This is a genomic window from Gardnerella coleohominis (assembly GCF_002896555.1).
GTDB lineage: Bacteria > Actinomycetota > Actinomycetes > Actinomycetales > Bifidobacteriaceae > Bifidobacterium > Bifidobacterium vaginale_F.
In genome coordinates this window covers 240195-265194 of sequence record NZ_MNLH01000002.1, presented here as the reverse complement: position 1 = coordinate 265194, position 25000 = coordinate 240195, and the positions used below count along the sequence as shown (strand labels likewise).

16 protein-coding genes and 1 pseudogene are annotated in these 25000 nt (G+C 41.5%); 6 read left to right on the top strand and 11 right to left on the bottom strand.

What is annotated here, in order from left to right; all coding sequences use genetic code 11:
• Positions 1–20: 20 nt before the first annotated feature.
• Genes BFS05_RS02945 through BFS05_RS02935 form a run of 3 tightly spaced genes read right to left on the bottom strand, consistent with a single transcriptional unit; the run spans position 21 to position 2307 of the window.
• On the bottom strand, positions 21–1031 hold the full coding sequence (locus BFS05_RS02945) for a hypothetical protein (protein ID WP_103084520.1): 1011 nt from the start codon (positions 1029–1031) through the stop codon (positions 21–23).
• Positions 1032–1059: 28 nt separating this feature from the next.
• Positions 1060–1788 (bottom strand): histidine phosphatase family protein, encoded by a 729-nt coding sequence (locus BFS05_RS02940; protein WP_103084519.1) that lies wholly within the window; start codon positions 1786–1788, stop codon positions 1060–1062.
• 6 nt (positions 1789–1794) lie between these two features.
• Entirely contained in the window at positions 1795–2307 is a 513-nt protein-coding gene (locus BFS05_RS02935) for a GtrA family protein (RefSeq protein WP_180978569.1), read from the bottom strand.
• 116 nt (positions 2308–2423) lie between these two features.
• On the opposite strand from BFS05_RS02935, the gene BFS05_RS02930 reads away from it, so the two are divergent.
• Positions 2424–2771 (top strand): phenylpyruvate tautomerase MIF-related protein, encoded by a 348-nt coding sequence (locus BFS05_RS02930; RefSeq protein ID WP_103084517.1) that lies wholly within the window; start codon positions 2424–2426, stop codon positions 2769–2771.
• A gap of 166 nt (positions 2772–2937) precedes the next feature.
• Here the strand turns inward: BFS05_RS02930 and BFS05_RS02925 are convergent, their stop codons facing one another.
• From BFS05_RS02925 to BFS05_RS02890, 7 genes are all read right to left on the bottom strand, one after another.
• Complete coding sequence (locus BFS05_RS02925) at positions 2938–5568, bottom strand: hypothetical protein (protein ID WP_146026725.1); 2631 nt, start codon at positions 5566–5568, stop codon at positions 2938–2940.
• 584 nt (positions 5569–6152) lie between these two features.
• A complete protein-coding gene (locus BFS05_RS02920) occupies positions 6153–7001 on the bottom strand; it encodes a KilA-N domain-containing protein (protein WP_103084515.1) in 849 nt (282 codons plus the stop codon).
• Positions 7002–7221: 220 nt separating this feature from the next.
• The gene (gene brnQ / locus BFS05_RS02915) at positions 7222–8778 is read right to left on the bottom strand and encodes a branched-chain amino acid transport system II carrier protein (protein ID WP_103084514.1); all 1557 of its coding nucleotides are present in this window, start codon (positions 8776–8778) and stop codon (positions 7222–7224) included.
• 308 nt (positions 8779–9086) lie between these two features.
• The gene (argS, locus tag BFS05_RS02910; RefSeq protein ID WP_103084513.1) at positions 9087–10883 is read right to left on the bottom strand and encodes an arginine--tRNA ligase; all 1797 of its coding nucleotides are present in this window, start codon (positions 10881–10883) and stop codon (positions 9087–9089) included.
• A 120-nt stretch (positions 10884–11003) separates the two neighbouring features.
• On the bottom strand, positions 11004–13766 hold the full coding sequence (gene valS / locus BFS05_RS02905) for a valine--tRNA ligase (RefSeq protein WP_103084512.1): 2763 nt from the start codon (positions 13764–13766) through the stop codon (positions 11004–11006).
• Between the two features lie 47 nt (positions 13767–13813).
• Entirely contained in the window at positions 13814–15379 is a 1566-nt protein-coding gene (locus BFS05_RS02900) for an ABC transporter substrate-binding protein (RefSeq protein WP_103084511.1), read from the bottom strand.
• A 510-nt stretch (positions 15380–15889) separates the two neighbouring features.
• On the bottom strand, positions 15890–16618 hold the full coding sequence (locus tag BFS05_RS02890) for a beta-carotene 15,15'-monooxygenase (RefSeq protein ID WP_103084510.1): 729 nt from the start codon (positions 16616–16618) through the stop codon (positions 15890–15892).
• 266 nt (positions 16619–16884) lie between these two features.
• Between BFS05_RS02890 and BFS05_RS02885 the strand changes: the two are divergent.
• Positions 16885–17592 (top strand): annotated as a pseudogene (locus tag BFS05_RS02885) (winged helix-turn-helix domain-containing protein); the annotation flags it as partial.
• A 214-nt stretch (positions 17593–17806) separates the two neighbouring features.
• Positions 17807–18502, top strand: a complete 696-nt coding sequence (gene nth / locus BFS05_RS02880) for an endonuclease III (RefSeq protein ID WP_180978568.1) — start codon at positions 17807–17809, stop codon at positions 18500–18502.
• A 486-nt stretch (positions 18503–18988) separates the two neighbouring features.
• On the opposite strand, the gene BFS05_RS02870 is transcribed toward nth, so the two are convergent.
• Positions 18989–19483 carry an inorganic diphosphatase gene (locus BFS05_RS02870; protein ID WP_103084508.1) on the bottom strand — a complete coding sequence of 165 codons (495 nt, stop codon included), beginning with the start codon at positions 19481–19483 and terminating at the stop codon, positions 18989–18991.
• Between the two features lie 358 nt (positions 19484–19841).
• Here BFS05_RS02870 and BFS05_RS02865 point away from each other — a divergent pair, with 358 nt between their 5' ends.
• The 3 genes from BFS05_RS02865 (at position 19842) to BFS05_RS02855 (ending at position 24994) form a co-directional block, all read left to right on the top strand.
• On the top strand, positions 19842–22376 hold the full coding sequence (locus BFS05_RS02865) for an acyltransferase family protein (protein ID WP_374703763.1): 2535 nt from the start codon (positions 19842–19844) through the stop codon (positions 22374–22376).
• A 99-nt stretch (positions 22377–22475) separates the two neighbouring features.
• The gene (zwf, locus tag BFS05_RS02860; protein ID WP_103084507.1) at positions 22476–24056 is read left to right on the top strand and encodes a glucose-6-phosphate dehydrogenase; all 1581 of its coding nucleotides are present in this window, start codon (positions 22476–22478) and stop codon (positions 24054–24056) included.
• A complete protein-coding gene (locus BFS05_RS02855) occupies positions 24053–24994 on the top strand; it encodes a glucose-6-phosphate dehydrogenase assembly protein OpcA (protein ID WP_103084506.1) in 942 nt (313 codons plus the stop codon). Before zwf ends, BFS05_RS02855 begins: the two co-directional genes overlap by 4 nt.
• The last annotated feature ends 6 nt before the right edge of the window (positions 24995–25000 follow it).

Genomic DNA, 25000 nt, shown 5'->3' with positions numbered 1-25000 from the left:
GCTTATAAAATCAAAAGCCTTTAATCTAAAGCTTGCGTAGACTCTTTATTGCCCTCAACGTGCGCAAACTTCGCTGCAAGAGCCTCACGAGACTTTCTATCGTCCTCTTCTTTGGCAAGCTTCTTCGCAACTTCAGGATCCCACAACACATCCTCACGATGCTTTTTCCACTCAGCGCTAAGCAACGGTGCAGCAAAAATAATCAAATCGTGAATACTACTATCTTTGCAGTTATCTTTACTGCTATCTTTACTGCTCTCTTTATAGCTATCCTTACCACTCTCATCGATGTTTTTAACGCAATCGACAAGCTCACGCCATTGAGAATCTTTGAACATCATTCGCGGTACACCAACGCACTCACAAACTTCGTTAATATACAAGAATATTGGCAAAGTTTCGCGAATATCATTAGTTTTTTTAATTAGATTTGTTAGTAAGCTTAAAACTACAATAATTCTTTGTGTTTCAGATGATTTATTTTCGTAGCAAGAAACCACTTGTTTTGCATAATTAATTGCAGAGTCAATATCGTTACTATTCCAATTGCCTTCCACGTTTAACGTATCAGCTGCAGCATTTATTGCATTAGAATCTTCAGAAGAATGAGATATAAGCCTTCCAAAAACGGAATTTATATCGTTATTATTTTCTAATACTTCTTCTGCATCATAATTAGGCTCATAGCAGGAACCCATATCGTCGTAAGCGTCTGCAGCATCAAGAAGCGCGTCTACTATTTCTTGAGGTCGACCTGGAATTTCATCCGCACCTTCATACACAAATTCCGCATCAGGCACAGTAACATCAAGACCTGTAATAATACGTGCAACTGTTCGCATAGATCGCACTTCAAGATTTTCTGCGTATTTTGCGTCGTTATCTAAGTGTCGAGCTTCTGTTAATGGCCATAATTCTGTTAGTTCCGCAGCAGATTGCGCTGCATTATTCAGCATTAGCATACTTTTTTCGTTATCTTTAACATCTTCAGAATCTTTGACAGAATCAACAGAATCAACAGAATCAACCATTTCCATGCTCCTTCGCATTATATGTTACTTACTTCACTCGCCCAGCAGGATCTACGTATGTAATCGAAAGCACGCGCATAGTTTCGCAATCGTAAGTAATAGACGTAATTGAAGCTAAAGCAGTCTTACGAAGCAACATATTATGCTCCGGATGACCTGTTTCTAGCAAATGACGATAAGACCAAATAGGCGATTCATGAGTTACAGCTACTATTTGCTCTCCAGGATGATTTTTAACTTGTTCGCGCGCAAAATCGCCAACGCGAGCAGCAATGCTTCGATAGCTTTCACCCCAACTTGGGCGCCAAAGATTCAATACAAGTTTCCAATTTCCATTCTTCCACAAAGCACCTTCGCCGTAACCTATGCGTTTTCCGCGGAAATTATTACCAGCTTCAATCAATCGCTTATCTAAAATGATGTCGCTTTCTTGAGATTGATCAGAAGATTGATCAGAATCTTCATCACACTCTTCGTCACACTTTTCGTCACAGTGCGCTTTTGCATAGGCAGAATCCGCAATATTGCGCAACGCCTTTTCGATTTCACGAGCTGTTTCACGAGTTCGCTCAAGAGGAGATGAATAGATTGCACTAATTTCGCGCATTTGAGGAGCAGTAGCAAAATAATGCGCTGTAGCTTTAGCCATGCGCACACCCCTATTAGAAAGATGGAATCCTGGCAAACGTTCATAAAGCAGATGTTCAGGATTCTCGACTTCACCGTGACGAACAAAATGGATTGTTGTAGCCGGCATAATAATTCACTTCCTCCTTCTTTTTGGAGTATGACTTAACGACCACTCGCCCAACTTATGTGCAAAAGTATTGTCTTTAGCGGCATCATAATCAGGTTTTTGTGACTTTGTGTCATCTAAAAGCCATTTTCTAATAACAAAATTCCACACAGCTACAACAACTGTTGCAATAAGCTTGCCAATGTTTGTGCGGAGCATGTAAATCGCAGTACCACGCAAAGCTTGCGCCATTCCAAGCGTACTAAGCCAAATAATCGCATCGTTAATAAGCAAACCAATAACTGCAGAAATAACAAAAATCAGTAATTCCATCCAACGAGCCATGTCTTCGCGGTGCTTAAACACGTACTTCATACTTGCAATGTAGTTAAAAATAAGTGAGATTATAAAAGATATTGTTCCAGCAACAACATTATTAAGATGCACAAGAAGAAGCAGATTTAGCAACACTACGTCAATAATCAACGCAATAATGCCTACGATTCCGAACTTAACAACCTGTTCAATAAGTTTTTTCATACATTTAATTAAACACGCGGAGGTTAACAATTCACTATAATTATTGCGTAGCGCAAGTTGCGCAATACAAGTTTATAGAACTTAGCAAATTTATAGAACTTAGCAAAGGAGCGATTATGCCAGTTATTCATACTCATGTTTCTGTAAGCACTACACCAGAGCAGCGCGAAGCTTTAAAATCTGCTTATGGCAAGGCAATTATCGCAGTTCCAGGAAAAAGCGAACGCTGGCTTATGTGCCCATTCGAGGACAATATGCCGATTTATTTTGCAGGAGACAATACTAAGCCTGCAGCTTACGTTGAAGTGAACGTGTTTGGTTCCAGCGTACCAGGATCTGCTTGGGAAAAGTTGACTGAGCAAATCATGGCAGCTTTGGAGCGCGAGCTTGGAATTCCACAAGATCGCACTTACATTCGCTACACTGCAACCACTGACTGGGGTTGGAACGGCGGCAACTTCTAGTAGCAAGTCGCAAGTCGAGAATCTCAAGTCGCGCGTAGCACGTCGCACGCCGCACGCCGCACGCAGCAACTCGCAAATAATCACATCAAAAAACTAACCAAAAAGCCTACCGCAAACAAACGGTAGGCTTTTTACACCAAATGGATATTAGTGTGATCGGCAAAAATTACTTATTGTTTTCTTCCATCATTTTCTTCTTACAAAGAATTGCAAGTCCCACAATCGAGAAGCCAAGCACTGCAATCAAGCCTGCATACAATGCGATCAGGCCTGCAAACGATGCTGATTTGTCTGTCTTAGGAATCATACCAATACGCTTTTCAGACTGCGACTTAGGAGCAGGTGCCTCATGCTGCGACTTAGGAGCCGGTGCTTCAGTCTGCGGCTTAAGAGCTGGTGCCTCATGCTGCGACTTACGAGCATCTGCAAGCTTGCGTGCAGCAGAGTCCGCCTGAGCATGCGCCAAAGCTAATGTATCCGCCGACTGCTTAACGGCCGCATCTGACCGCTTAACTTCTGGAGCTGAGCCAGCGTTTGCGTTACCAGATCCATCTCCAGCATTGCCAGGCTTATAATCACTTTCAGCACTATCAATCTGAATATTCAACTCGCCATTATCCAAAGTAGCAGGCGCATCATCGTTCATACCAGCACTAGAACCATGACCAGTACTAGAACCTGCGCCTACGCCAGCACCACCAGCAGAACCAGAACCAGAACTTTGCTGCTTCACCTGTAATGCACTTGTTTCTGCAGTCAAGGTCCCTCTCGTTAACTTAACAGGCTTTCCACCATCAGTTAACTCTAGTTTCTTACCATTCTCAGGAGTTGCCTTGATGCCATTCGCTTCAAAATCTGCAGGAGTCACGACTTTTTTCACACCCTTAGCATCTTCTAACGTGACTTCAAGCCCAGTTAAATCTAGGTTTTCTCCCTCCGTATAACTCAACTTACTAGGCCGGTGTTTGACTGTCATAGACGTTACATGAGTTGGGTCAAACTTATTTTTTACCTTTAATACGCCTGCTGGTGCCGACCAGCTTAGAATCATCGTTCCAGGCCTATAAATTACTAATTTAACAGGTTTCCCATTGTGGTCTGCTACTTTTAAAAATGTTTTATCTGCAGGATATGCATTGATTCCATATCTTTCAAATTGCGCAAATGGCACCTCTTTTCTTAAGCCTTGATAATCTGTTAACGTTACAACAAGCCCCGTTAAATCTAGCCTCTCTCCCTCCGTATAACTCAACTTAGGCTGGTGTGTGATTGTCCTAGACGTTACACGAGTTGGGTCAAACACTCTCTGCTTCACCTGTAACGCATCTGTAGTTGCAGTCAAGTTTCCTCTCTTTAAGGTAACAGTCTTTTCATTATGGCCTAGCTTTAATACTGCTCCATTCTCAGGATCTGCATTGATATTATTAGCCGTAAAGTCAGTAGGTTTCACTTCCTTTGTTTTGCCCTGATCATCAGTTAACGTGACAACAAGCCCAGATAAATCTAGTTGGTCATCCTCCGTGTAACTCAACTTTGAAGGCTGTGTTGTTACCGTCATACTTTTTACATCATTCGGGTCAAATTTAGTAGTAAATGTATTCGTAGTATTATTCCATTCTGCCTTATATTTCTTTTTAGAAGTATCAAGGTCATGGTCTTTTCCTGTCAGATACAGATAAAATGCGGTATCTCTGTCAGGGTGGTTGCCTGCTCTTGTGAATGTTTTTGCATTTTTTGTGCCACTGTCCACAGTTACCTCATTCACACTGTCCTGATTTTTCAGTTTAAAAAGATAGACGTTATTACCCTTGCCATCGGTTGGCGTTGTACTGATACTGCTTGCCTTGACGGTTCCACCAGTGATTGTAATGTTTCTTCCTGAACCAGCATCACCACCGCCAATGCCAGCAGCACCACCTCCACCTGTTGCGGTTACTGTTCCACCAGTGATTGTAATGTTTTCTCCTGAACCCCAACGACAACCACCAATGCCAGCAGCAAGAGCACCGCCTGTTGCGGTTACGGTTCCACCAGTGATTTTGATGTTTTTCCCTGAACCCCCTTCACCACCACCAATGCCAGCACCAAAAGTTCCACCTGTTGCGGTTACAGTTCCACCAGAGATTTTGATGTTTTCTCCTGAACCATGATTACCACCACCAATGCCAGCAGCTTGATATCCGCCTGTTGCGGTTACAGTTCCACCAGAGATTGTAATGTTTTCCCCTAAACCAGATTCACCACCACCAATGCCAGCAGCACCATCTCCGCCTGTTGCGGTTACGGTTCCACCAGTGATTGATATGTTCCTTGTACCATTGTTATTCCAACTCGACCCAATGCCAGCACCATGACGCCAGCATTTTGCGGTTAGAGAACCATTACCCTTGATTTCTAACGTTGAACTATTATCAGAATTGTTCCATGTTAACCCAGCCCAACTGTCACTTGACCTCAACGAATTTGTTCCTTCTAATATTATCGTTAAATGAACATTAGATTGATTATAATCTTTTGCAAGAAAAGCCTGTTGTTCATCCTGATTAGATACATCAATGTTTACATTTTTTAGGATAATCTTAGCCTTGATATTACTTCCTGTCACACTAATCGTATTTGACGTTGCTGTACCTGTTCCTTCAATCTTATAATTACCGTTTTGTGTTATATTTACACTACCAGCATTGATATTAAAGGTCTTCTCGTTCGTGTCATTCGCATAGCTAGCTATTGGATTTAAAGACAGACAACCCATGGTCATAAATAGGGCAAGAAGTAGGCCCGTTATCCTTTTCATTTTCATTTTCATTTTCATCTCATCTCTATTTTTTATTTTTATATCTTCCATATATTCAAATGATTTATATTACTGCTTTGAAAAATTGCATAAAAATAGGCAGAAACATATACCTATCCATCAGGTATATGTTTCTGCCTATTAAAAAATTCTACGGAAAAAAGAGACAGAGCTATGCTGCCTGCCTGCCTGCCTGCCTGCCTGCCTGCCTGCCTGCGAGGATTTTGTCAGTATTTCCATGGATTGTCAACCTTTATGCATAACTTTTTAACGCACCGATTATACAAGATAAATTCCATGTTGACTAGCCTTTATTTATTCTATATTCGTTGTTTACCCGTCTATTTAAATCACATCAATCAATTCTTTTCTCAAGCAACTTCAAACTATGCAGGCTATTGCCAATAAACACCATGAGGCAATTTGCCACCCACTAGGCAGCTAACTTCTAATCGCAAAGTCGCAACTCGCAAGCAGAAAGTCGCAAGTCGCAAAAAATCGCCATCAAATAACCAAAAAGCCTACCGCGAACAAGTACGGTAGGCTTTGTCACACCCAATAGATGTTAGTACGATCGGCAAAAATTACTTGATTTTTTCTTCCAATTTTTTAATGCCACTATCACTAAGTTTTTGCAGTGACATTAATTGTGTTCTGGCAAGCTTTCTAAGTTCAATCATTCTTTCTTTTTGGTCCACACCTTTACCAATAAGAACTGCATTATAGCTTTCCATATTTGCAAGCACCAACAACTCATTCAGACTTGCATAATCTCTCATATTACCTTTTAGATCTGGATTTTCTTCTCGCCACTGTTTAGCTCTCTTGTTAAACAAGGCTACATTGAGCATATCTGCTTCACTTGCATACTTGTAAGACAACTGTTCGTTGGTAAGATCTTTTAAGAGATATTCTTTAATTGCGTCCGTATGAATTTTGTAGTTGATCTTGGAAATTTCTCGATTAAGATTCCAACTTAGTGATAGCTTGGAATTTTCATCTGACTTAAGTCTTTTATAGTCTTGAACAATATACAGCTTGAATTCTGGTGAAATCCATGAGGCAAATTCCATTGCTAGATCATAATGCGCATAGGTTCCACCATATCTCCCAGATTTTGATATTATGCCAATAGCATTTGTAGAATCAATCCATTTTTGTGGTGTCATAATGAATCTATTAAGTCCTGCTTCATTTCTAAACGTGTCGAATTGCACACGGTTAAAATCTGGATTATTCAAAACTTCCCATAAACCTATATATTCCAAAGTATTTCTGTTTCTCATCCAGTTTTGTATAACAAATCTAGGATCATCATTATTTTTATACTTAGCAATATCCGTAAGACTTATATAGTCATTTTTAAAATCTTCAGTATAAATCTGAATAGCAAATCCCTTTGCTTCAATTATCTCTTTTTTTGCTTTGGACATATGAGTTCCTCCTTTATTGATGCACTGTTTATAACATTTATTTTCGTAATAAATGCTCTAAACAGCACACCAACTATTCATTTTTTTGATTTTAAACTTTGGTAGAAGCTCTAGGCAACTAACTTCTAATCGCAAGTTACAAAAATCGCCATATCTTGTTACGTAAAATACGCATCAAAATATGGCGATTATTATGACGTCTACGCGACGCTACAAAACTTTAGGATTGCTCACTAAAATTAGGTTCGTCAACAGTAGACTTAGCCGATGCAACAAAGTCAGCAGGCTCGTTAAACTCAGCATCGCTTGAAGAATAATCATTGTCATCAGCAACACTCCCCTGCGCTCCAGGAGCAACAGATGACCTAGCTATTTCAGCTATTCCTTGACTATCTCTTAATAAATTACGAATCAAACCAACAACAAAACCAATAATCGCAGGGCAAACCCAAGCCATGCCAAATTCTGAGAACGGCAGCCAGCTTTGAATAACCGCTAATATACCATTCATATGCAATGCGTTGCGCAAAGATTCTGGCAAACTATTCAAAAAATCATATACTGCTGCAACACCAGTAAAACCAAGCGTCCAAGCGTATACGACTTTGGAATTGTCAAAAAGTCGACCGCACAAAGCCAAAAGAATAAGCACTATGGAAAGTGGATATAAGAACATAAGCACTGGAACCGCATATTCGATTATTGCACTTAAGCCAATGTTTGCAACACCAAACGAAACAAGCGTAATTATCACAGACCAAACTCTGTAGCTAGGACCTTTAGGGAATAACTTAGAGAAAGTTTCCGAGCAGCTTACGATTAAGCCAACTGCAGTCTTTAAGCAGGCAAGAGTAACAGTTGCAGCAAGAACAAACAAACCAAAATCGCCAAGACTATACCGAGCTATTTGAGCTAAAGTTATGCCACCATTTTTTGCAGGTGGGAATATAGCGCGACTGCGAACGCTAATAATTGCAATCGCAACATAAATAATAGCCATTATTAGGCAGCTAAAGAATCCGGATCGCACAGTATTCACTGCCACATCTTTAGGATCTTTTACGCCAAACTGGCGAATGGTGCTAACAACCACAATACCAAAAGCCAAGCTAGCTAAAGCATCCATTGTATTGTAGCCCTCTAAGAAACCTGCAAAGAATGGCATATTTGCATAATTACCAATAGGGGAATCATTAGCAGAAGCACCACTAACAGGCGAAAGCAAAGCAGTAAATACTAAAACACCTAAGAATACCAGGAAAATAGGCGTAAGAACTTTACCAACCCATGTAAGTATTCCACTAGGCTTTAGAGCAAAGAAGAACGCGAGCGCAAAGAATACCACAGAAAACAGGAACAAGTACAATTGATTGTTACCATTTTGAGGAATTACACGCTCTAAGCTAACAGTATATGAAGTCATTGCGCAACGAGGAATTGCAAAGAATGGGCCTATTGTCAAATACAGCACGCAAGTGAAAAACATGCCGTATTTTTTGCTCGGCTTGCTGGAAAGCTCAAAAAGACCATTCGCACGGCTCATCGCAAGAGCTGTAACACCTAACAATGGCAAACCAACGCCAGTAATAATAAAACCAATTATTGCAGGCACGAAACCATTTCCTGATTTTACGCCTAGATTTACTGGGAAAATCAAATTCCCTGAGCCAAAGAACATGCCAAAAAGCATAATCGCCACGTACGCGGACTCAATAATTGCCAAATTCCTTTTTTTCGGGGCACTGTCCGTGCTGACACCTTGTGTTGTGACGCTCATGCTTACACCTCCTATAATGGCAAATTCGTATTTAAATACTATTTTACTATTTAACTAATCAAAGATTTTTATAAGGAATTGATAATTATAGCGAAAATAATATTAGGGGGTATATTAATAAATCGCATGTACTTAATATACAGAGACCCATAATTCGCGCGTGTCTTCTAATAAAAAATAATCAGAAATAATCAGAAGTAATCATAAATAATCAGAAGTAATCTTGAGTTAATTTCAAAAAATAAAAGGACGCTAACATAAAAGCTAGCGTCCTAAATAAATCTTAAATGCGCAATAATAGCAAAAAGCTACATCTTTTCTGGAGCGGAAACTCCAAGCAAATCAAGACCAGTTGCAATAACTGTGCGCACAGCAGCATTAAGCTTTAAACGAGCTGCAGCACGTGCTGGCTCTGGGCACTTTGCAATGCGAACTGCCTCACGTTCCGCTTCTGGCAAGCGATTTTCTGGGTCACTCAACTCCATTGGCACTACGCGCTCAAGGTTGTACCACTTGTGGTAGCTTGCTGCCAAATCCTCAAGATAATGCGCAACTCTGTGAGGAGCGCGCAAATCGCCAGCTTGAGCCAAAGCTGCAGGCCATTGAGCCAAAGCAGCCAACACTTCGCCGTCAGCCTCGGTATTAAGCAAGCTTAAATCAGCGCCATCTTGTGTAATTCCAGCGTCTGCAGCATTGCGAGCCACATTGCAGCTACGTGCGTGAGCATATTGCACGTAATACACAGGATTATCGTTGCTGTGAGAAGCAAGCAAATCCAAATCGATATCAACGCTTGTGTTGTAATCTGTGCGAGCAAGCGAGTAGCGCGAAGCATCAACGCCAATTGCATCAACTAAATCGTCAATTGTGATGACGTTTCCAGCACGCTTGCTCATGCGTACAGGCTTGCCGTCCTTCATAACATTTACCATCTGGCCAATAAGAATCTGCATGTTTTCGCCAGGATTGTCTCCAAAAGCCGCGCACATTGCCATCATTCTGCCAATATATCCGTGATGATCCGCGCCTAGCATGTAGATTGCTACGTCTGCAGGATTCTGTTCGCGATGACGCTTGTTGCGATAGTATGCGATATCTGCAGCAAAGTAAGCGTAATTGCCGTCAGACTTAATAATTACGCGATCCTTGTCATCACCATGCTTAGTGGATTCGAACCAAGTTGCGCCATCTTTTTCGAAAATATCTCCACGTTCACGCAAGTCCGAAATAGCGCGCTCAACTTCGCCGTCCTCGTACAGGCTGTTTTCGTGGAACCACACGTCAAAACCAACACGAAAATCGTGCATCGACTTGCGAATTTCCGCAAACATCATTGGAACTGCGCGCTTGCGGAACTCTTCTCGCTGCTCGGAATCGCCTTCGCCAAGTGGCAAACCTTCTTCGTCTTTTCCAAGATCGATTCGCGGCAATGAGAGAACGTCAACGCCGTCCGCTTTCGCTTCTTTTATAACAGCGTCCGCGATTTCGTTAATATACGCGCCTTTGTAGCCGTCTGCAGGTGTTTCTTCGCCGTGAGCTGCAGCAACTAAAGACTTTGCAAAACGGTTGATTTGCTCGCCATGATCGTTGAAGTAGTATTCGCGCACAACTTTTGCGCCGTTCGCTTCCAAGACTCGAGCCATAGAATCACCAACTGCCGCCCAGCGCGTGCCACCAATGTGGATTGGGCCAGTTGGGTTAGCGGAAACAAACTCAAGATTCAAAGTTTTGCCGCTCAAATGCGTATTATTGCCAAAATCTGCACCCTGCTTTAATACTTCGTCAACAACAGCCGCTGCAGAAGCAGAATCAAGCGTTATGTTAATAAAGCCAGGGCCTGCAACTTCTACAGACGCAATACCTTCTGCTTCTTGCAAACGCTCGGCAAAAAGTTCAGCTAAATCGTGAGGCTTCATACCAGCTTTTTTAGCGAGCTGCATAGCAACGTTCGTTGCCCAATCGCCGTGTGCGCGATCTTTTGGCCTCATAACTGCGAGTTTTTCGGCAGCAGGAATCAAATCTTCTGTTAGATTTCCAGCTTTACCGCTTGCTACTAAATCTTTAGCAATTTTTTCAATTAATTCACTTAAGCTTTCTGGATTCATGGTTTACAGTCTAGCGTTACCGCGCGATGCTTAGTATTTACAATACACAAAAAGCGCTGGAGTCGAAGATTGACTTCCAGCGCTTTTGTTTTGCGATTAATTATTTTCGACTACTTGCAACTACTTCTTTTTTGCAGGAGCTTCGCCGAGTTCGCTTTGAGCAACTGAAACGTTTACGTTAGCTGCATCAGATTCTGAATCAGAAGCAGAATCAGAAGAATCTCCAGCAACTGCTGCCTTAACAGCATTAAGCTTTACTTCTCCAGTAACGCGACCAGCTTCAGCAACGTCATCCAAAGTATCCTCAACAGCCTTATAAGCATTTTCTGCAACGTTCAAAGTCACTTGCAAAATAGGAGTCTTCATAGAAACTTTTGCTTCAGACTTAATCTTTCGCAAAGTAGCCAAAGCCTCGCCCGCGTAAGCCAAAGTATCTGCAGAAACACCGTTTGCAGCAGCCTCATACGCCTTAGAGCATGGCCAGCTAGCGCGATGCACAGAACCTTCGCCGTCATGCATCCAGCTCCACACCTCTTCAGTAGCATAAGGCAAGTAAGGAGCAAGCAAACGAGCCAAAGCATCGAGTGCAAGGCCAAGAGTTGTGCGAGCAGACTTTACAGCAGCTTCGCTTGGAGTGCGTCCAGTAGATTCCGCAGTACCGTAAGCACGATTCTTTGCAAGCTCAATGTAATCGTCGCAGAACTCCCAGAAGAATGTTTCGATTGCTTCCAAAGCCTTAGAATGCTCGTAGGATTCAAGCGCATCAGTTGCGGTACGAATAACGGATGCGAGCTTTGCCATAACAGAGCGATCCAAAACTTCCGTAACGTCTGCAAAATCCCAATCCGCGCTGGCAGACTCAAGAACCTGATGTTCCTCGTCTTCGCGACCAATTGCGAGCGCAAACTTCGTAGCGTTCAAAAGCTTAATCGCAAGGCGTCGGCCAATCTTCATCTGACCTTCGTCATAAGTCGCATCCAAGCCAAGTTTTGCTGAAGTTGCCCAGTAACGCACAGCATCCGCACCAAACTCTTCGATTGGCTTATTTGGCACAACCACGTTGCCTTTAGATTTAGACATCTTCTTGTGGTCTGGGTCTAGAATCCAGCCAGAAAGCGCAGCATGCTTCCAAGGCAAGCAGCCGTTTTCAAGATACGCGCGATCAACAGTACTAAACAGCCAAGTACGAATAATATCCTGGCCTTGCGGACGCAAATCCATTGGGAAAGTAGCCTTAAACAAAGCTTGATTTTCCTCACCTGGCTCTTCCCAACGAGTCACAATTTGTGGAGTTAAGGAAGATGTGGCCCAAGTGTCCATAATGTCTTGCTCAGCAGTAAAGCCGTTTGGCTGGTTACGCTGAGATTCATCGAATCCTTCTGGAACATCAATAGTTGGGTCGATTGGCAAACGATCTTCGCTAGGCGTCAAAGGATGCTCGTAATCCACTTCCCCATTTTCGTTTACTGGATACCATAATGGGAATGGCACACCGAAGAAGCGCTGGCGAGAGATAAGCCAGTCACCATTCAAGCCGTGAACCCAATTCTCGTAGCGCACGCGCATAAAGTCTGGGTGGAAGTTAAGTTCCTTGCCGCGCTCAATAAGCTCAGCATTCAGCTTTTCGTCCGTACCGCCGTTCTTTAAATACCACTGGCGAGAAGTGACGATTTCCAAAGGCTTATCGCCCTTTTCGTAGAAGTTCGTCATACGCTTCGTTGGCTTTGGATCGCCATCCATATCTCCAGCAGCTTGCAAAGCCTCAACAACTTCCTTACGAGCAGAGAACGTGGTTTTGCCGGCAATTTTCTCGAACATTTCGCGACCGGATTCATCCGTAATCCAATCAGGAGTCGTCATAACAATGCGACCGTTACGCTGAATGATTGGTCGAGTTGGCAAATTCAAATCGCGCCACCACTCAACGTCTGTTACGTCACCGAAAGTGCAGCACATTGCGATGCCAGCACCCTTGTCCATTTGGGCAGCAGAATGCGCCAAAATCGGGACCTTCACCTTAAACAGCGGTGAATAAACTTCCTGACCAAAGTACTTCTTGTAACGCTCATCGTCTGGATGCGCAATCAAAGACGTGCAAGCAGCAAGCAATTCTGGGCGAGTAGTCTCAATATAAATTGGCGTACCATCTTCGAAACGGAACGCAATCTTATGGTAGAAACCAGGATACTCGCGCGCTTCAAGCTCAGCTTGTGCAACTGCGGTCTGGAAAGTCACATCCCACAATCCAGGAGCGTCTTTCTGATAAGCCTCTCCACGAGCAAGATTACGCAAGAATGCTTTTTGCGCAACTCGACGAGGCTGCTCGCCAATAGTGTGATAAGTTTGCGACCAGTCTACAGAAAGACCGAGTCTGCGCCACAATGCTTCAAAAAGCTTCTCGTCTTGGGAAGTCAAACGCTCACAAAGCTCAATAAAGTTCTGTCGGCTTACAGGAACCTGATCCTTCGCTTCAATCTTCTTGCCTTCAGTGCCTTCAAAAGGCGGCTTAAAATCAGGGTCATACTTCAACGAAGTGTCTACGCGCACGCCGTAATAGTTTTGTACGCGGCGCTCTGTTGGCAAGCCGTTATCATCCCAACCCATTGGGTAGAACACGTCAAAACCTTGCATGCGCTTATATCGCGCAATAACATCCGTATGCGTGTAAGAGAATACGTGACCAACATGCAAATGGCCACTAACGGTTGGAGGTGGAGTATCGATAGAATATACGGCCTTACGATCGCGAGAATTATGGAATGCGTAAGTCTTAGCTTCGTCCCAATCACTACGCCACTTGTCTTCAAGACCATCAACGCCAACTTTGTTAGGAAGAGGCGTTAAATGTGCGTGCTTTACTGTGTTATTATCCTGTTCACTCATGAACTGAATATTAGAAACTCAGCGCGACAACGCAAATCTTACGATTTCTACTTCACATTCAAATCACGCAAAGGCATCAACTGATCAGTCATATTCTTAGGATATCCTTCAATATTTGACTTAACAGCAACTACACTATTGCGCGCATAAATCCAAGCAGCAGCGGCATTATTCTTAAGATACTTCGCATACTTCTTTATATTCGCTTCATATCCAGCAGCATTCGGCGAATTCATTGCATCAGAATAAGATTTCTGCGAATCAGAATTCTGGAACGCGTAAGGCGAGTTAGGATTAACAAATGCATCTATATCTAAAGTGTGATTAATAGAAGTTAAAGCCAAATCGTATTTTCTTTCTTTAATACGCTTATCAACTTCTTTACTGTCTAAAATCTGTAAATCAATTTTCGCATAGCTAGTTGAAGATATAGAATCAGCTATTTTACGAGCTAAATCTGCATTTTCTTTTGGAGCAAGGAATACAACCGTCTTGAAATATCTAGGAGAAAAGTAGCTAAAATGCCTTCTAGCTTGAGCTTTGTCAAACGGCAATATTTTAGTCAAATCCTCATAACCAGGAGAAAGCTGATCAATAGGTCCGCCAACAGGCACGCCACCATTACCGTCAGAATCTATAGCCCACTTCGGGTCAACAGAATAGCAGAATCCTCTACGAATCCAATCTTCACTAGAAACGGATAAATTATTACTACTATTGAAAGCAATAAATTTGATTTGAGTGCTCTTTCCTTTAGATAGTGTCACATTTTTAACGGAAGCCAAACGCTTATTATCTTTTCCTTCCAAAGGAATAGCCATCTGAATACTGCCATTAGACATAGCTTCAGTTAAAGAAGCGTCATCTTTGAAATACTTTAACGTAATTCCGCCTAATTTTGGACGAGTACCCCAATATCTATCATTGCAACGCATTACAAGAGAGTCGCCATTTTTATAGCTATCAACAGTAAAAGGACCAGTTCCAATAGCACTATTTGAGTAATTAATAAAAGCACCTGTATCATAAACAATTCCAGCTCGTCCAGCTAAACGCCTTAAAAGCAACGGGTCAGGTGAATTTAACTCAATAGTTATAGAATATTTATCTGTATTATCAATACTTTTTATATTGTCTAACGCTTCATATCCAGGATATCTATTAACAATTCCTTGCTTAATTGATTGCAAAACTGCCTTGGAGTCCATAGCAACTCCATTAGAGAAATTAACTCCATGACGCAAATTAAATTTGTATACTAATCCATTCTTGGAAATATCCCAGGATTCAGCCAAACCCGGCTTTAAAGCATTGTTTTCATCACGATTTACCAATGTTTCGTAAACATTTTCTAATAACGCCTGCTGCAATTCATCACTATCATCAGTGCGAATATCCAAACTTTTAGGTGCAGTACGCAATCCAATCGTAACGGTTTTTCCGCTAACGGAACTGAATGTAGGTATTTGCGAAAGTATAGGTCTTCCGTTTATTATTTGCCATCCGAACCACATAACAGATAATAGAATTGCGAAAACCGCTATAAACACAATCCACGGGGTAAATTTATTATTACGCCTATGACTATAGTGAGAATACCTACTTTTTGACATATGGGATATCTTATATCACTATGAGAATAACAACGCAACATTAATGCGCATCATTAAACCCATACATATTTTTGCAGGATTTTCCTATTTAATGGTGCTGAGTTGTCGGAGTTTCTCTCATCGCAAGATTTTTACATTGCTCTAAGAGAAACTCCGACAGCTCTTGGCATGTTTAATCTTTTAATCTTCGGTTAATCACCGAGATTTTTCGATTTTTCTTCTTCGCTCAATGAATCACCACTTCGTGCTGCGAATCGACTTGCATGAGCGCTTAAAGCGTAGCGCGCGAATGCACTTCGATGAGTGAGATTGCTCAAAGTTGAAAGTCCAGTGGACTTTCAACGCAAGCGAAGACGTGAGCGCGCTGTAACGCGCGAGCGATACATTTCGCTCTGGGCGAAAAATCTTAAATCTCTGCCTAACTGATAGCAGAGCGTATTTAGTAAATAAACCCATCGGCTTATTTTATTCGAGTTTCAAACTTTTGTTATTTAAAACAAAATCATAAGATTATGCAACTAATAACATTCCTAATCCAGCCGCATAAATAAGCATTCCTGAAAGCATTACTGGCAATAACGCCATTCCTATTTCTGGCTTTATGCACTTGGCATCATATTGTGCATTTTTATTCCACAAATGCGCCATTCCTGAAAATACTATGATTAGCGAAATGCAAATCACCGCTACAGCACAACCGCCATATACGTTACGCAAAGATGGCATAAACCGAATTATAGAAGGCAGGAACAGCCAACCAGGCAATGCAGCTGTTGCAACGCTTGCTGTAAGAGTGTGAGAAATATTTCGCACAAGGTTAGTTCGTTTTTCTCTTAACATTTGGCGAGCGAAACTTACAAAAGTTGCTGCAACAAGTATAAGTGCAAAAGATACAGCCCATTTTTCATAAGGCTTCATAGCTGCAATGAACTGAGACATTGATACTGAATCATTGTTGTCTATAACACTATTAGGCAATAATCCTCTTAGCGATAGAGCTGCACACCAAAGAGATGAGATTCCTGCAACAAAAGCTATAGTGCGATCTGATTTACCGCCTTTTAAAGGCCATAGCGTAAAGAACACAAGCAAGATTAGTGCGCAAACTAGCATACTTGCTTTTAACGTAGAAAAAGGAAGAATTGCAGCTATAAACATAACAGCCACGGAAAAAATTTGAGTGACAGCAATTGTTGCAAATGCAGTCACCGGTTTTTGTGTGGTAGTTGTATTATCCATACCTTCTCCTATTACGCATATCGTGCGTCGTTATTATTTCTATTATGTTTTAAGGCGCATGTTTGCTACTTATGTGTCACAGTATTAAACCATTATATAACACATACTTTTAGCTTAGAATGCTTTTGTTTATTTAAAAGTTTGATATGAGTGTTTAGATAAAAAATTTTTTATTAGTATCGTCTAATTTTCCTAATCTTCGCACTATGGACTACACTTCTAGTAAGAGCGTGTTAGGCGTAAACCTTTTTGGCTTGGAGGTATGTATGACAGACATCACTTTGATGACTTCCTGTGCCTCGCCTGCCATGGTTCTTCCTTCGCTTACGTTGTTATCTCATCGCGTTCGCGTATTACCGTTAGATTCCTCTAGTTTTGTCAAAATGCCAGAGCGCACGGTTCTTCTTATGGACGCAAGAGACGATTTAGCAACAGCAAAATCATTATGCAATTTATTGCGAGTTTCCGGAGTACAAGCGCCCGTTATTCTTATCCTTACAGAGGGCGGATTTACTGTAGTAAATGCGGCTTGGGGAGTTTCGGATGTGATTCTAACCGGTGCTTCACCTGCAGAAGTTGAGGGACGTTTAAGACTTGTAGCACAGCGTAGTCGTTTTGTTGAGGCTACTTCGCGTCAAGAAGAATCATCTCAAGAGGACGTTGAAGTTTCTGGCGACGGATGTGTTTGCGCAGGAGATTTAGTTGTTGACACTCGCGGTTATACGGTTACTTTGCATGATCAGCCTATTGATTTAGCTTATAAAGAATTTGAATTATTAAAGTATTTTGTACAGCATCCTCGTCGCGTATTCACTCGCGCTCATTTATTGCAAGAAGTGTGGGGATACGATTACTACGGCGGAACTCGTACTGTCGACGTGCATATTAGAAGGCTGCGCGCTAAGCTCGGCGGAGAATACGAGCATGTGATTGGTACTGTGAGAAACGTTGGATATCGTTTTGATCCGCCTGAGGATATTCCTATAGGCATTGACGCTAATGTTGGCGATCATGTTGTTTCTGATTCTTTAATTCAACCTTCTCAAGAAGATTATGACGAAACTTTTAAATCAGACGACGATGACATTGATGAGGCTGCAGCAGCCGAGTTGCGCGAAATATCTTCTGCCCATAGAAAGTCTGCTATGGTTTCAAGACTTGCAGCAAGATCTGCAATGAGAAGCTGAGTTGATTGTGCTTGAATCTTCTAACAGAAGTAATAAAAGTAATAGAAGTGCTCTTTCAACGCGTATTCATAATGAGTATGCGTTGCTTTGTAAAAGTATCCCATCCCCAAAATGTGCTCTTAATTTCAATAATCCATTCGAGCTATTAATTGCTACTGTTTTAAGCGCGCAAACAACAGATAAACGCGTTAATGAAGTCACTAAAGATTTATTTTCTGAATTTCCAGACGCGCTTTCTTTATCTAAAGCTCCAATTAGCAGAGTTGAATATTTAATTCATTCTTTAGGATTTTATAGAGTAAAAGCTCAGCATATTGTTATGCTTTCAATTAAATTGGTTGAGGAATACAAAGGTGTTGTTCCTAATACAATGAAGGATTTGACTTCTCTTCCAGGAGTTGGGAGGAAAACAGCTAATGTTGTTTTAGGTAATGCTTTTAATATTCCTGGCTTCCCAGTTGATACGCATGTGATAAGAGTTACAGGAAGATTGCGTTGGCGTAAGGATTGGAGTAGTAAAAATCCTGATCCAGCAAAAATTGAACGCGATATAACTAAGTATTTTCCACCTGACGAATGGACTAATCTTTCGCATAGATTAATTTTGCATGGAAGAACTGTATGCACTGCGCGTAATCCGCACTGTTATGAGTGCCCATTAAGACTTACTTGTCCTAGTTTTAAAGCCCCAAAATAATGCAATAATCTCATCACTAAATCAATTTTTGCGTGAGCTTTTCCTGTCTAATGTTGCTGAGTTGTCGGAGTTTCTCTCATCGCAAGATTTTTACATTGCTCTAAGAGAAACTCCGACAGCTCTTGGCATGTTTAGTCTTTTAATCTTCGGTTAATCACCGAGATTTTTCAATTTTCCTTCTTCGCTCAATGAATCACCACTTCGTGCTGCGAATCGACTTGCATGAGCGCTTAAAGCGTAGCGCGCGAATGCACTTCGATGAGTGAGCTTGCTCAAAGTTGAAAGTCCAGTGGACTTTCAACGCAAGCGAAGACGTGAGCGCGCTGTAACGCGCGAGCGATACATTTCGCTCTGGGCGAAAAATCTTAAATCTCTGCCTAACTGGTAGCAAAACGTATCTGGTAAATAAATCTATAATAAAAGAAATAAAATGAATATAGGTAAAAAAAAATGCAGTAGATTCAACAATCTACTGCATTAATTCAATTATTTTTCGCTTTCTTCCAAGCGCTTACGAGCTGCAACGATTTCCTTTTCAGCCTGCTCTACGCCAGCCCAGAAATCACCAGGAAGAACTTCCTTACCTGGTTCCAAAGCCTTGTACTGCTCGAAGAAGTGCTTGATTTCAGCCTTGTGATACTCATTCACGTCATCGATATCCTTGATGTCGTCGAAACGAACGTCAGCTGGGACGCACAAAACCTTATCGTCTCCGCCAGCTTCGTCAACCATGTGGTACAAGCCAACAGCGCGGCACTCAACAACGCATCCTGGGAACACGGAATTTGGAAGCATAACGAGAGCGTCGAGTGGATCGCCATCTTCGCCCAAAGTGCCTTCAATGTATCCGTAATCATCTGGATAACCCATAGCTGTGAAAAGAGTGCGATCCAAGAATACGCGACCAGTTTCGTGATCTACTTCATACTTGTTCTTGGAACCGCGTGGAATCTCCACAACAACATTAAAAGTTTCAGCCATTTTTACTCCTTTAGCGCATGGCAATAATTTTCTCTATTACTTTACCGCGCGCCAAAGAGTAGAAATTAAAATGGTTAAAATTAAAATAGTAGAAATTAAAATATGACGAACTAAAATAGTTAAAATTAAAGATAAACAATTAATCAAAAATAAGTTAGAAAAAGACTTTGGAAAAATATAAAAACCTAACAAAATACTTAAGCATAAGACATGATTATCGCGCTATTTCAACAATTATTAGTTAGAAAATTAAGACACGCTTAACGCATTATAGTGTCTTAATAAGTAGTTATTATCATTCTGATTTTGTAAGAAAATACACTTAGTTAAGTACTTAACGGAACGAATTGCAGGCATGATGGCAAAAGAAAAAACGGGTAAAAATCCCGTTATTCCGCAGGCAAGTATGACCTTTTCTGAGAAAGATAATTTAAGCACACGAAAATCTGAAAATCTCACACCCAATATGGGCGAGAACGCTAATAGAAATTCCTCGGAAGATAATAAAAATAAGTGCAGTCATTACAGAAATCCTGCTATAGATGGATTACGAGCATTGGCAATAATCGGAATCGTAGCATTCCATTTGCGCCCAGCAATGCTTCAAGGCGGATTCTTAGGAGTAACTTTATTCCTTGTTTTAGCTGGATATTTCAGCACAATTTCGCTACTACATATCTATAGCCGCGACTTACATATTCATTACTTTAAGTATTTATGGAATCGAATTAAAAGGATTTGGCCTTCAACACTTGGAACTATTGCTTTAAGCGCACCAATATTATGGCTGTTTGCTCCAAGCTTATTGCCTAAATTACAATCTGACGCGCTCTCAGGAGCAGGATTCTTTAGCAATATGGCTTATATTCTTCGAAAAGTCTCATACTTTGACGAAGCGGGTCTGCCATCCCCTATTAAACACTTATGGTATCTAGGCCTTATAATGCAAGCTTTTGTAATATGGCCAATCATATTATGGGCGCTTATAAAGCTTGTTCATTCTAAATTCATACGAATTGGAATAACAGCATTATTAACTATTGCTTCAGTGATAACAACGGCTGCTATTACATTCATGCACGGCAATGGCATGACTATAGCTCGCGTCTACTATTCGCTTGATACGCGAGGATCAGAATTTTTAATCGGCGCGCTTTTAGCAATGTATTCAATATGGTTCTCTAAAGGTAGTATCCGAGGGCTTGTTGCAGATACTTTTACATATGTTTTAAGCAATAAAGAAAACAAGAGAGAAATTTTATCTCAAGAAAACGCTTATTCTGGGGAAGATTTAAAACAGTCTAATAAATTAGAAAATAGTCGAAACGTATCAAACGGTAATTCTTCAATTAATTCAGAAGATAAATTTAATTCTTCATATAAATTTAATAACGATGAATATAATATTCCGCAAGATTTACGAGCTGGACTGCAAATAGATTTTTCGGATTCAAATTCTGAAAACAATCCTAATAATGTTTCTGGCGATGCATACTCGGATTCATACTCTAGCGAAACTAATAACACATACGCTAAATCTGAAATTAGAGAACTGCCTGAGAATATTTTTAATAATACGAAGAAACTCACTCATACTTTTACTCCATTAGCATCGTGGATCCGCTCAATAATAGGTTTGCTTTCTATAGTCGTACTTATTGTTGGATACGTTTACGCGGATAGCATGTCATATTGGCTTAATTATGGCGGATATACACTTATTGCAATTGTTTCATCAATAGCACTATGGGCATGCTGCCAAAAAGATAACTTGTGCTATAAGATTCTTGGATTAGCGCCTTTTAAATATCTTGGCAAAAGATCATTTGCATTGTATTTAGTTCATTTCCCATTGCTTGAGATTTTCAATCCTGCGACGCGCACAAATCTTGCGCCTTGGTGGGAGCAAATATTGCAATTCTTAGCTACAGTTGTGGTTGCAGAATGCTTCTACCGTATATTTGAAATGCCTCTAGTTAAGCGAAAGTTCTCTTTGAACGCGTCAAATGCAGTGGACGCTAACGTTAATGTATCTAGCAAATCGGTAAACCTAACATCTGCAGCTAGAGATCTTTTCATAGTAGTATGCGCAGCAACTACGGTTGCTCTAATAGTATTGCCGTTAAATTGGAAGAATATTGCTCATGAACGCGCCGTACAGTTGCGACCAGAACTTTCAGCTGTAGCAAGATCTTCACACCAAAAGTCAGAACACAATCAAAATAATTCAAATCATAGTAATAAAAATGGTTCTGCGAATAAGACTGTAGCAAAGCGTCGTTTTACTGGAAAACTTATAAATATAAAGAAGGGTAAGAATCCGCCTATTCCAGCAAAGCAAAGAATACTTAATCCTATTGCTGAGAAAGTGCCAGAAAATCTCGTAACGTCGACATTCAAGTTCGATAGCAAAAAAGATACTTGCTCTGCAAAGATAATGATGGTCGGAGATTCTATAACTGAAGGCGCAAAACCATATATTTTGGAAGTAATGCCTAACGCTTTTGTAGATGGAAAAGTCAGCAGACAAATTTATCAAGGCGCAGATGCATTCGAAAAAGATTTATCAGAAGGCCATAAAGGTAGCGCTGTAGTATATGCTCTCGGAACAAATGGACCTCCTAATAATGATTCTTTGCTTCAACACCTGGTTGACGTAGCACATGGAAAACCAGTTTACTTTGTTACAACACGTGTGCCTCAGCCATGGCAGGATGCAACAAATGCCAAACTACGTGAATTTGCAGCGACACACAAAAACGTTGGAATTATTGATTGGCATGGTTTAAGCAACGGTCATTCTGAATATTTGACTGATGACGGAGTGCATTTAACTCCTATCGGAGGCCCTAAATTTGCAAGAATGATTCGACTTGCGGTATGCGGATTATAAGGCGATTTTTCTAGGAATTTGCGTTTGTTACAAGAAAAGCCTATAACAAAAATGCTAAAGCGCGTGTAAAAATAGCCTAGAAACATTACGATAGTACTTATGACTGAGTTGAGGACACTACGTAATTTGCAAGGCGATGAGGAAAGCGCATCTACTTGGACGAATCCTTTGCGCGATCCGCGTGATTTGCGTTTAGCTCGTATTGCAGGCCCGTGCAGCCTAGTAATTTTTGGCATTACTGGCGATTTAGCGCGCAAAAAACTTATGCCAGCTGTATATGATCTAGCTAATCGCGGGCTTTTGCCTCCAGGATTTGGTTTAACTGGTTTTGCAAGACGCGATTGGACGGATGAGCATTTCGTAAACTTTGTGCGCGAGAATATTGAGCAACATTGTAGAACGCCATTTCGTGAGTCAACTTGGATTAATCTTGCTAAAGGCATACGTTTCGTGCGCGGTACTTTTGACGACGCATCCGCGTTTGAGCGTTTAAGCAAAACAGTGAACGAGCTAGATAGGGATCGTGGAACTCGCGGAAATCACGCTTTTTACATGTCTATTCCGCCTTCCAGCTTCCCGGTTGTTGCACAACAACTTGCAGCATCAGGCCTTTCGCACTCTTCTGAACATGCTTGGCGTCGCGTAATTATTGAAAAGCCTTTTGGACACGATTTAGCGAGCGCACGAGAGTTAGATCGCGTTGTTTCTGAAGTTTTTGATCCTAATTCTGTGTTCCGAATTGACCATTATTTAGGCAAGGAAACTGTGCAAAATTTGCTGGCTTTCCGATTTGCTAACGCAATGTATGAGCCGATTTGGAACGCGAATTATGTTGACCACGTGCAAATTACGATGGCTGAAGATATTGGAATTGGCGGACGTGCCGGTTATTACGATGGAATAGGTGCTGCTCGTGATGTGATTCAGAACCATTTGCTTCAGCTTATGGCGCTTACTGCTATGGAAGAGCCTGTAAGTTTCCGCGCTAGTGATTTGACTGCTGAAAAAACGAAAGTTCTATCCGCAATCAGACTTCCTCAAGACTTGGCTGCCAATACTGCTCGAGGACAATATGCAGCAGGATGGCAGGGCTCTTACAAAGCTGTTGGATACTTGGAAGAACAAGGAATTGATCCTAAAAGCACTACTGAAACGTATGCTGCAGTACGACTGGATGTTGATACTCGACGTTGGGCTGGAGTTCCGTTCTATTTGCGTACAGGTAAACGTTTAGGTAAACGCGTTACGGAAATTGCTGTTATTTTTAAGCGTGCTCCGCATTTGCCGTTTGAGTCTACTGCCGTAAGAGAACTTGGTAGTAACGCTATTGTGATTCGAGTTCAGCCTGATGAGGGTGTTACTATGCGCTTTGGTGCGAAAGTTCCTGGCGGAACTGCTATGGAAGTGCGTGACGTTTCTATGGACTTTAGTTACGGACGCTCTTTTACAGAAAATTCCCCTGAAGCTTACGAGCGATTAATTCTTGACGTACTTCTTGGCGAGCCGCCGCTATTCCCAACTACGCAAGAAGTAGATTTAAGTTGGAAAATTCTCGACCCTATTGAGGAATTCTGGAGCTCGCTTGGCACACAACCGCAACCATATCGCGCTGGAACGTGGGGTCCTGCAGAGGCTGATGCTATGCTTGCTCGAGATAATCGCCATTGGAGGCTGCCATGATTATCAATCTTCCTGATACTAATACAAGCAAAATCGCGGCTAAAATCGACGAATTACACGAAGAGCGCGGTGAATCTGCTACTGGTCGCGTGCTTACTTTGCTTATTGATACAACTCTTAAAGAGTTAGAGCATGCGCTTGAAGCTGCGAATAATGCTAGCCGTGAGCATCCTTGCCGTGTTATTGCAATTGTTCGCGATTGGTCTAGTGAGCACGCAGCTGAACACGATGAAATTGTTCCGAATCTTGACGCTCAAGTGCGTTTCGGCGCGGATGCTGGAGCTGGTGAAATTATTATTTTGTATCCGCATAATGGCTTAGTTCGCCATCCGGATACACTTGTTATTCCTCTACTGGTTCCAGATGCTCCGATTGTGGCATGGTGGCCGACTAATGCTCCTGAAGATCCTGCTCACGATTTGCTTGGAGCCATGGCAAGTAGCAGAATTACTGACGCACAGCGATCAGACGATACTCTTAAAACTGTTCAAAACCTGCGCAAAAACTGGTCTCCTAAAGATGTTGATTTATCTTGGACGCGTTTAACTCCTTGGCGTGCGTTACTTGCTTCTATGCTTGATCAGCCTCCGCATTTGCCTATTCTTAGAGCGAAAGTTGTAGGCCCTACTCACTACGTATCTTTGCATTTGCTTGCAGCTTGGCTTAAGAGCAGTTTGCATGTGCCTGTAGAAATAGTGGAAGATCCTAAAGCTAAGGCTATTAATTCAGTTACATTTGAGCGAGAAGATGGCATATTGTCACTTACTCGCCCTGCTGGAGACGATCAGGCTATGATTAGTCTTCCTGGTCAAGCTGCACAGCCTATTGCGCTTCCTATTCGTACTCTGGATGATTGCTTAAGCGAAGAATTGCGTAGAATTGATCCTGACGAAATTTATGCGCAACTTGTACGAGATAATCCAACCGAAAATTCGTGATACGTT

Bases quoted from the DNA above. Each gene is read 5' to 3' on its own strand.
- BFS05_RS02945 (WP_103084520.1), bottom strand. From the start codon at position 1,031: ATGGTTGATTCTGTTGATTCTGTTGATTCTGTCAAAGATTCTGAAGAT.
- BFS05_RS02940 (WP_103084519.1), bottom strand. From the start codon at position 1,788: ATGCCGGCTACAACAATCCATTTTGTTCGTCACGGTGAAGTCGAGAAT.
- BFS05_RS02935 (WP_180978569.1), bottom strand. From the start codon at position 2,307: ATGAAAAAACTTATTGAACAGGTTGTTAAGTTCGGAATCGTAGGCATT.
- BFS05_RS02930 (WP_103084517.1), top strand. From the start codon at position 2,424: ATGCCAGTTATTCATACTCATGTTTCTGTAAGCACTACACCAGAGCAG.
- BFS05_RS02925 (WP_146026725.1), bottom strand. From the start codon at position 5,568: ATGAAAAGGATAACGGGCCTACTTCTTGCCCTATTTATGACCATGGGT.
- BFS05_RS02920 (WP_103084515.1), bottom strand. From the start codon at position 7,001: ATGTCCAAAGCAAAAAAAGAGATAATTGAAGCAAAGGGATTTGCTATT.
- brnQ (WP_103084514.1), bottom strand. From the start codon at position 8,778: ATGAGCGTCACAACACAAGGTGTCAGCACGGACAGTGCCCCGAAAAAA.
- argS (WP_103084513.1), bottom strand. From the start codon at position 10,883: ATGAATCCAGAAAGCTTAAGTGAATTAATTGAAAAAATTGCTAAAGAT.
- valS (WP_103084512.1), bottom strand. From the start codon at position 13,766: ATGAGTGAACAGGATAATAACACAGTAAAGCACGCACATTTAACGCCT.
- BFS05_RS02900 (WP_103084511.1), bottom strand. From the start codon at position 15,379: ATGTCAAAAAGTAGGTATTCTCACTATAGTCATAGGCGTAATAATAAA.
- BFS05_RS02890 (WP_103084510.1), bottom strand. From the start codon at position 16,618: ATGGATAATACAACTACCACACAAAAACCGGTGACTGCATTTGCAACA.
- BFS05_RS02870 (WP_103084508.1), bottom strand. From the start codon at position 19,483: ATGGCTGAAACTTTTAATGTTGTTGTGGAGATTCCACGCGGTTCCAAG.
- BFS05_RS02865 (WP_374703763.1), top strand. From the start codon at position 19,842: ATGGCAAAAGAAAAAACGGGTAAAAATCCCGTTATTCCGCAGGCAAGT.
- zwf (WP_103084507.1), top strand. From the start codon at position 22,476: ATGACTGAGTTGAGGACACTACGTAATTTGCAAGGCGATGAGGAAAGC.
- BFS05_RS02855 (WP_103084506.1), top strand. From the start codon at position 24,053: ATGATTATCAATCTTCCTGATACTAATACAAGCAAAATCGCGGCTAAA.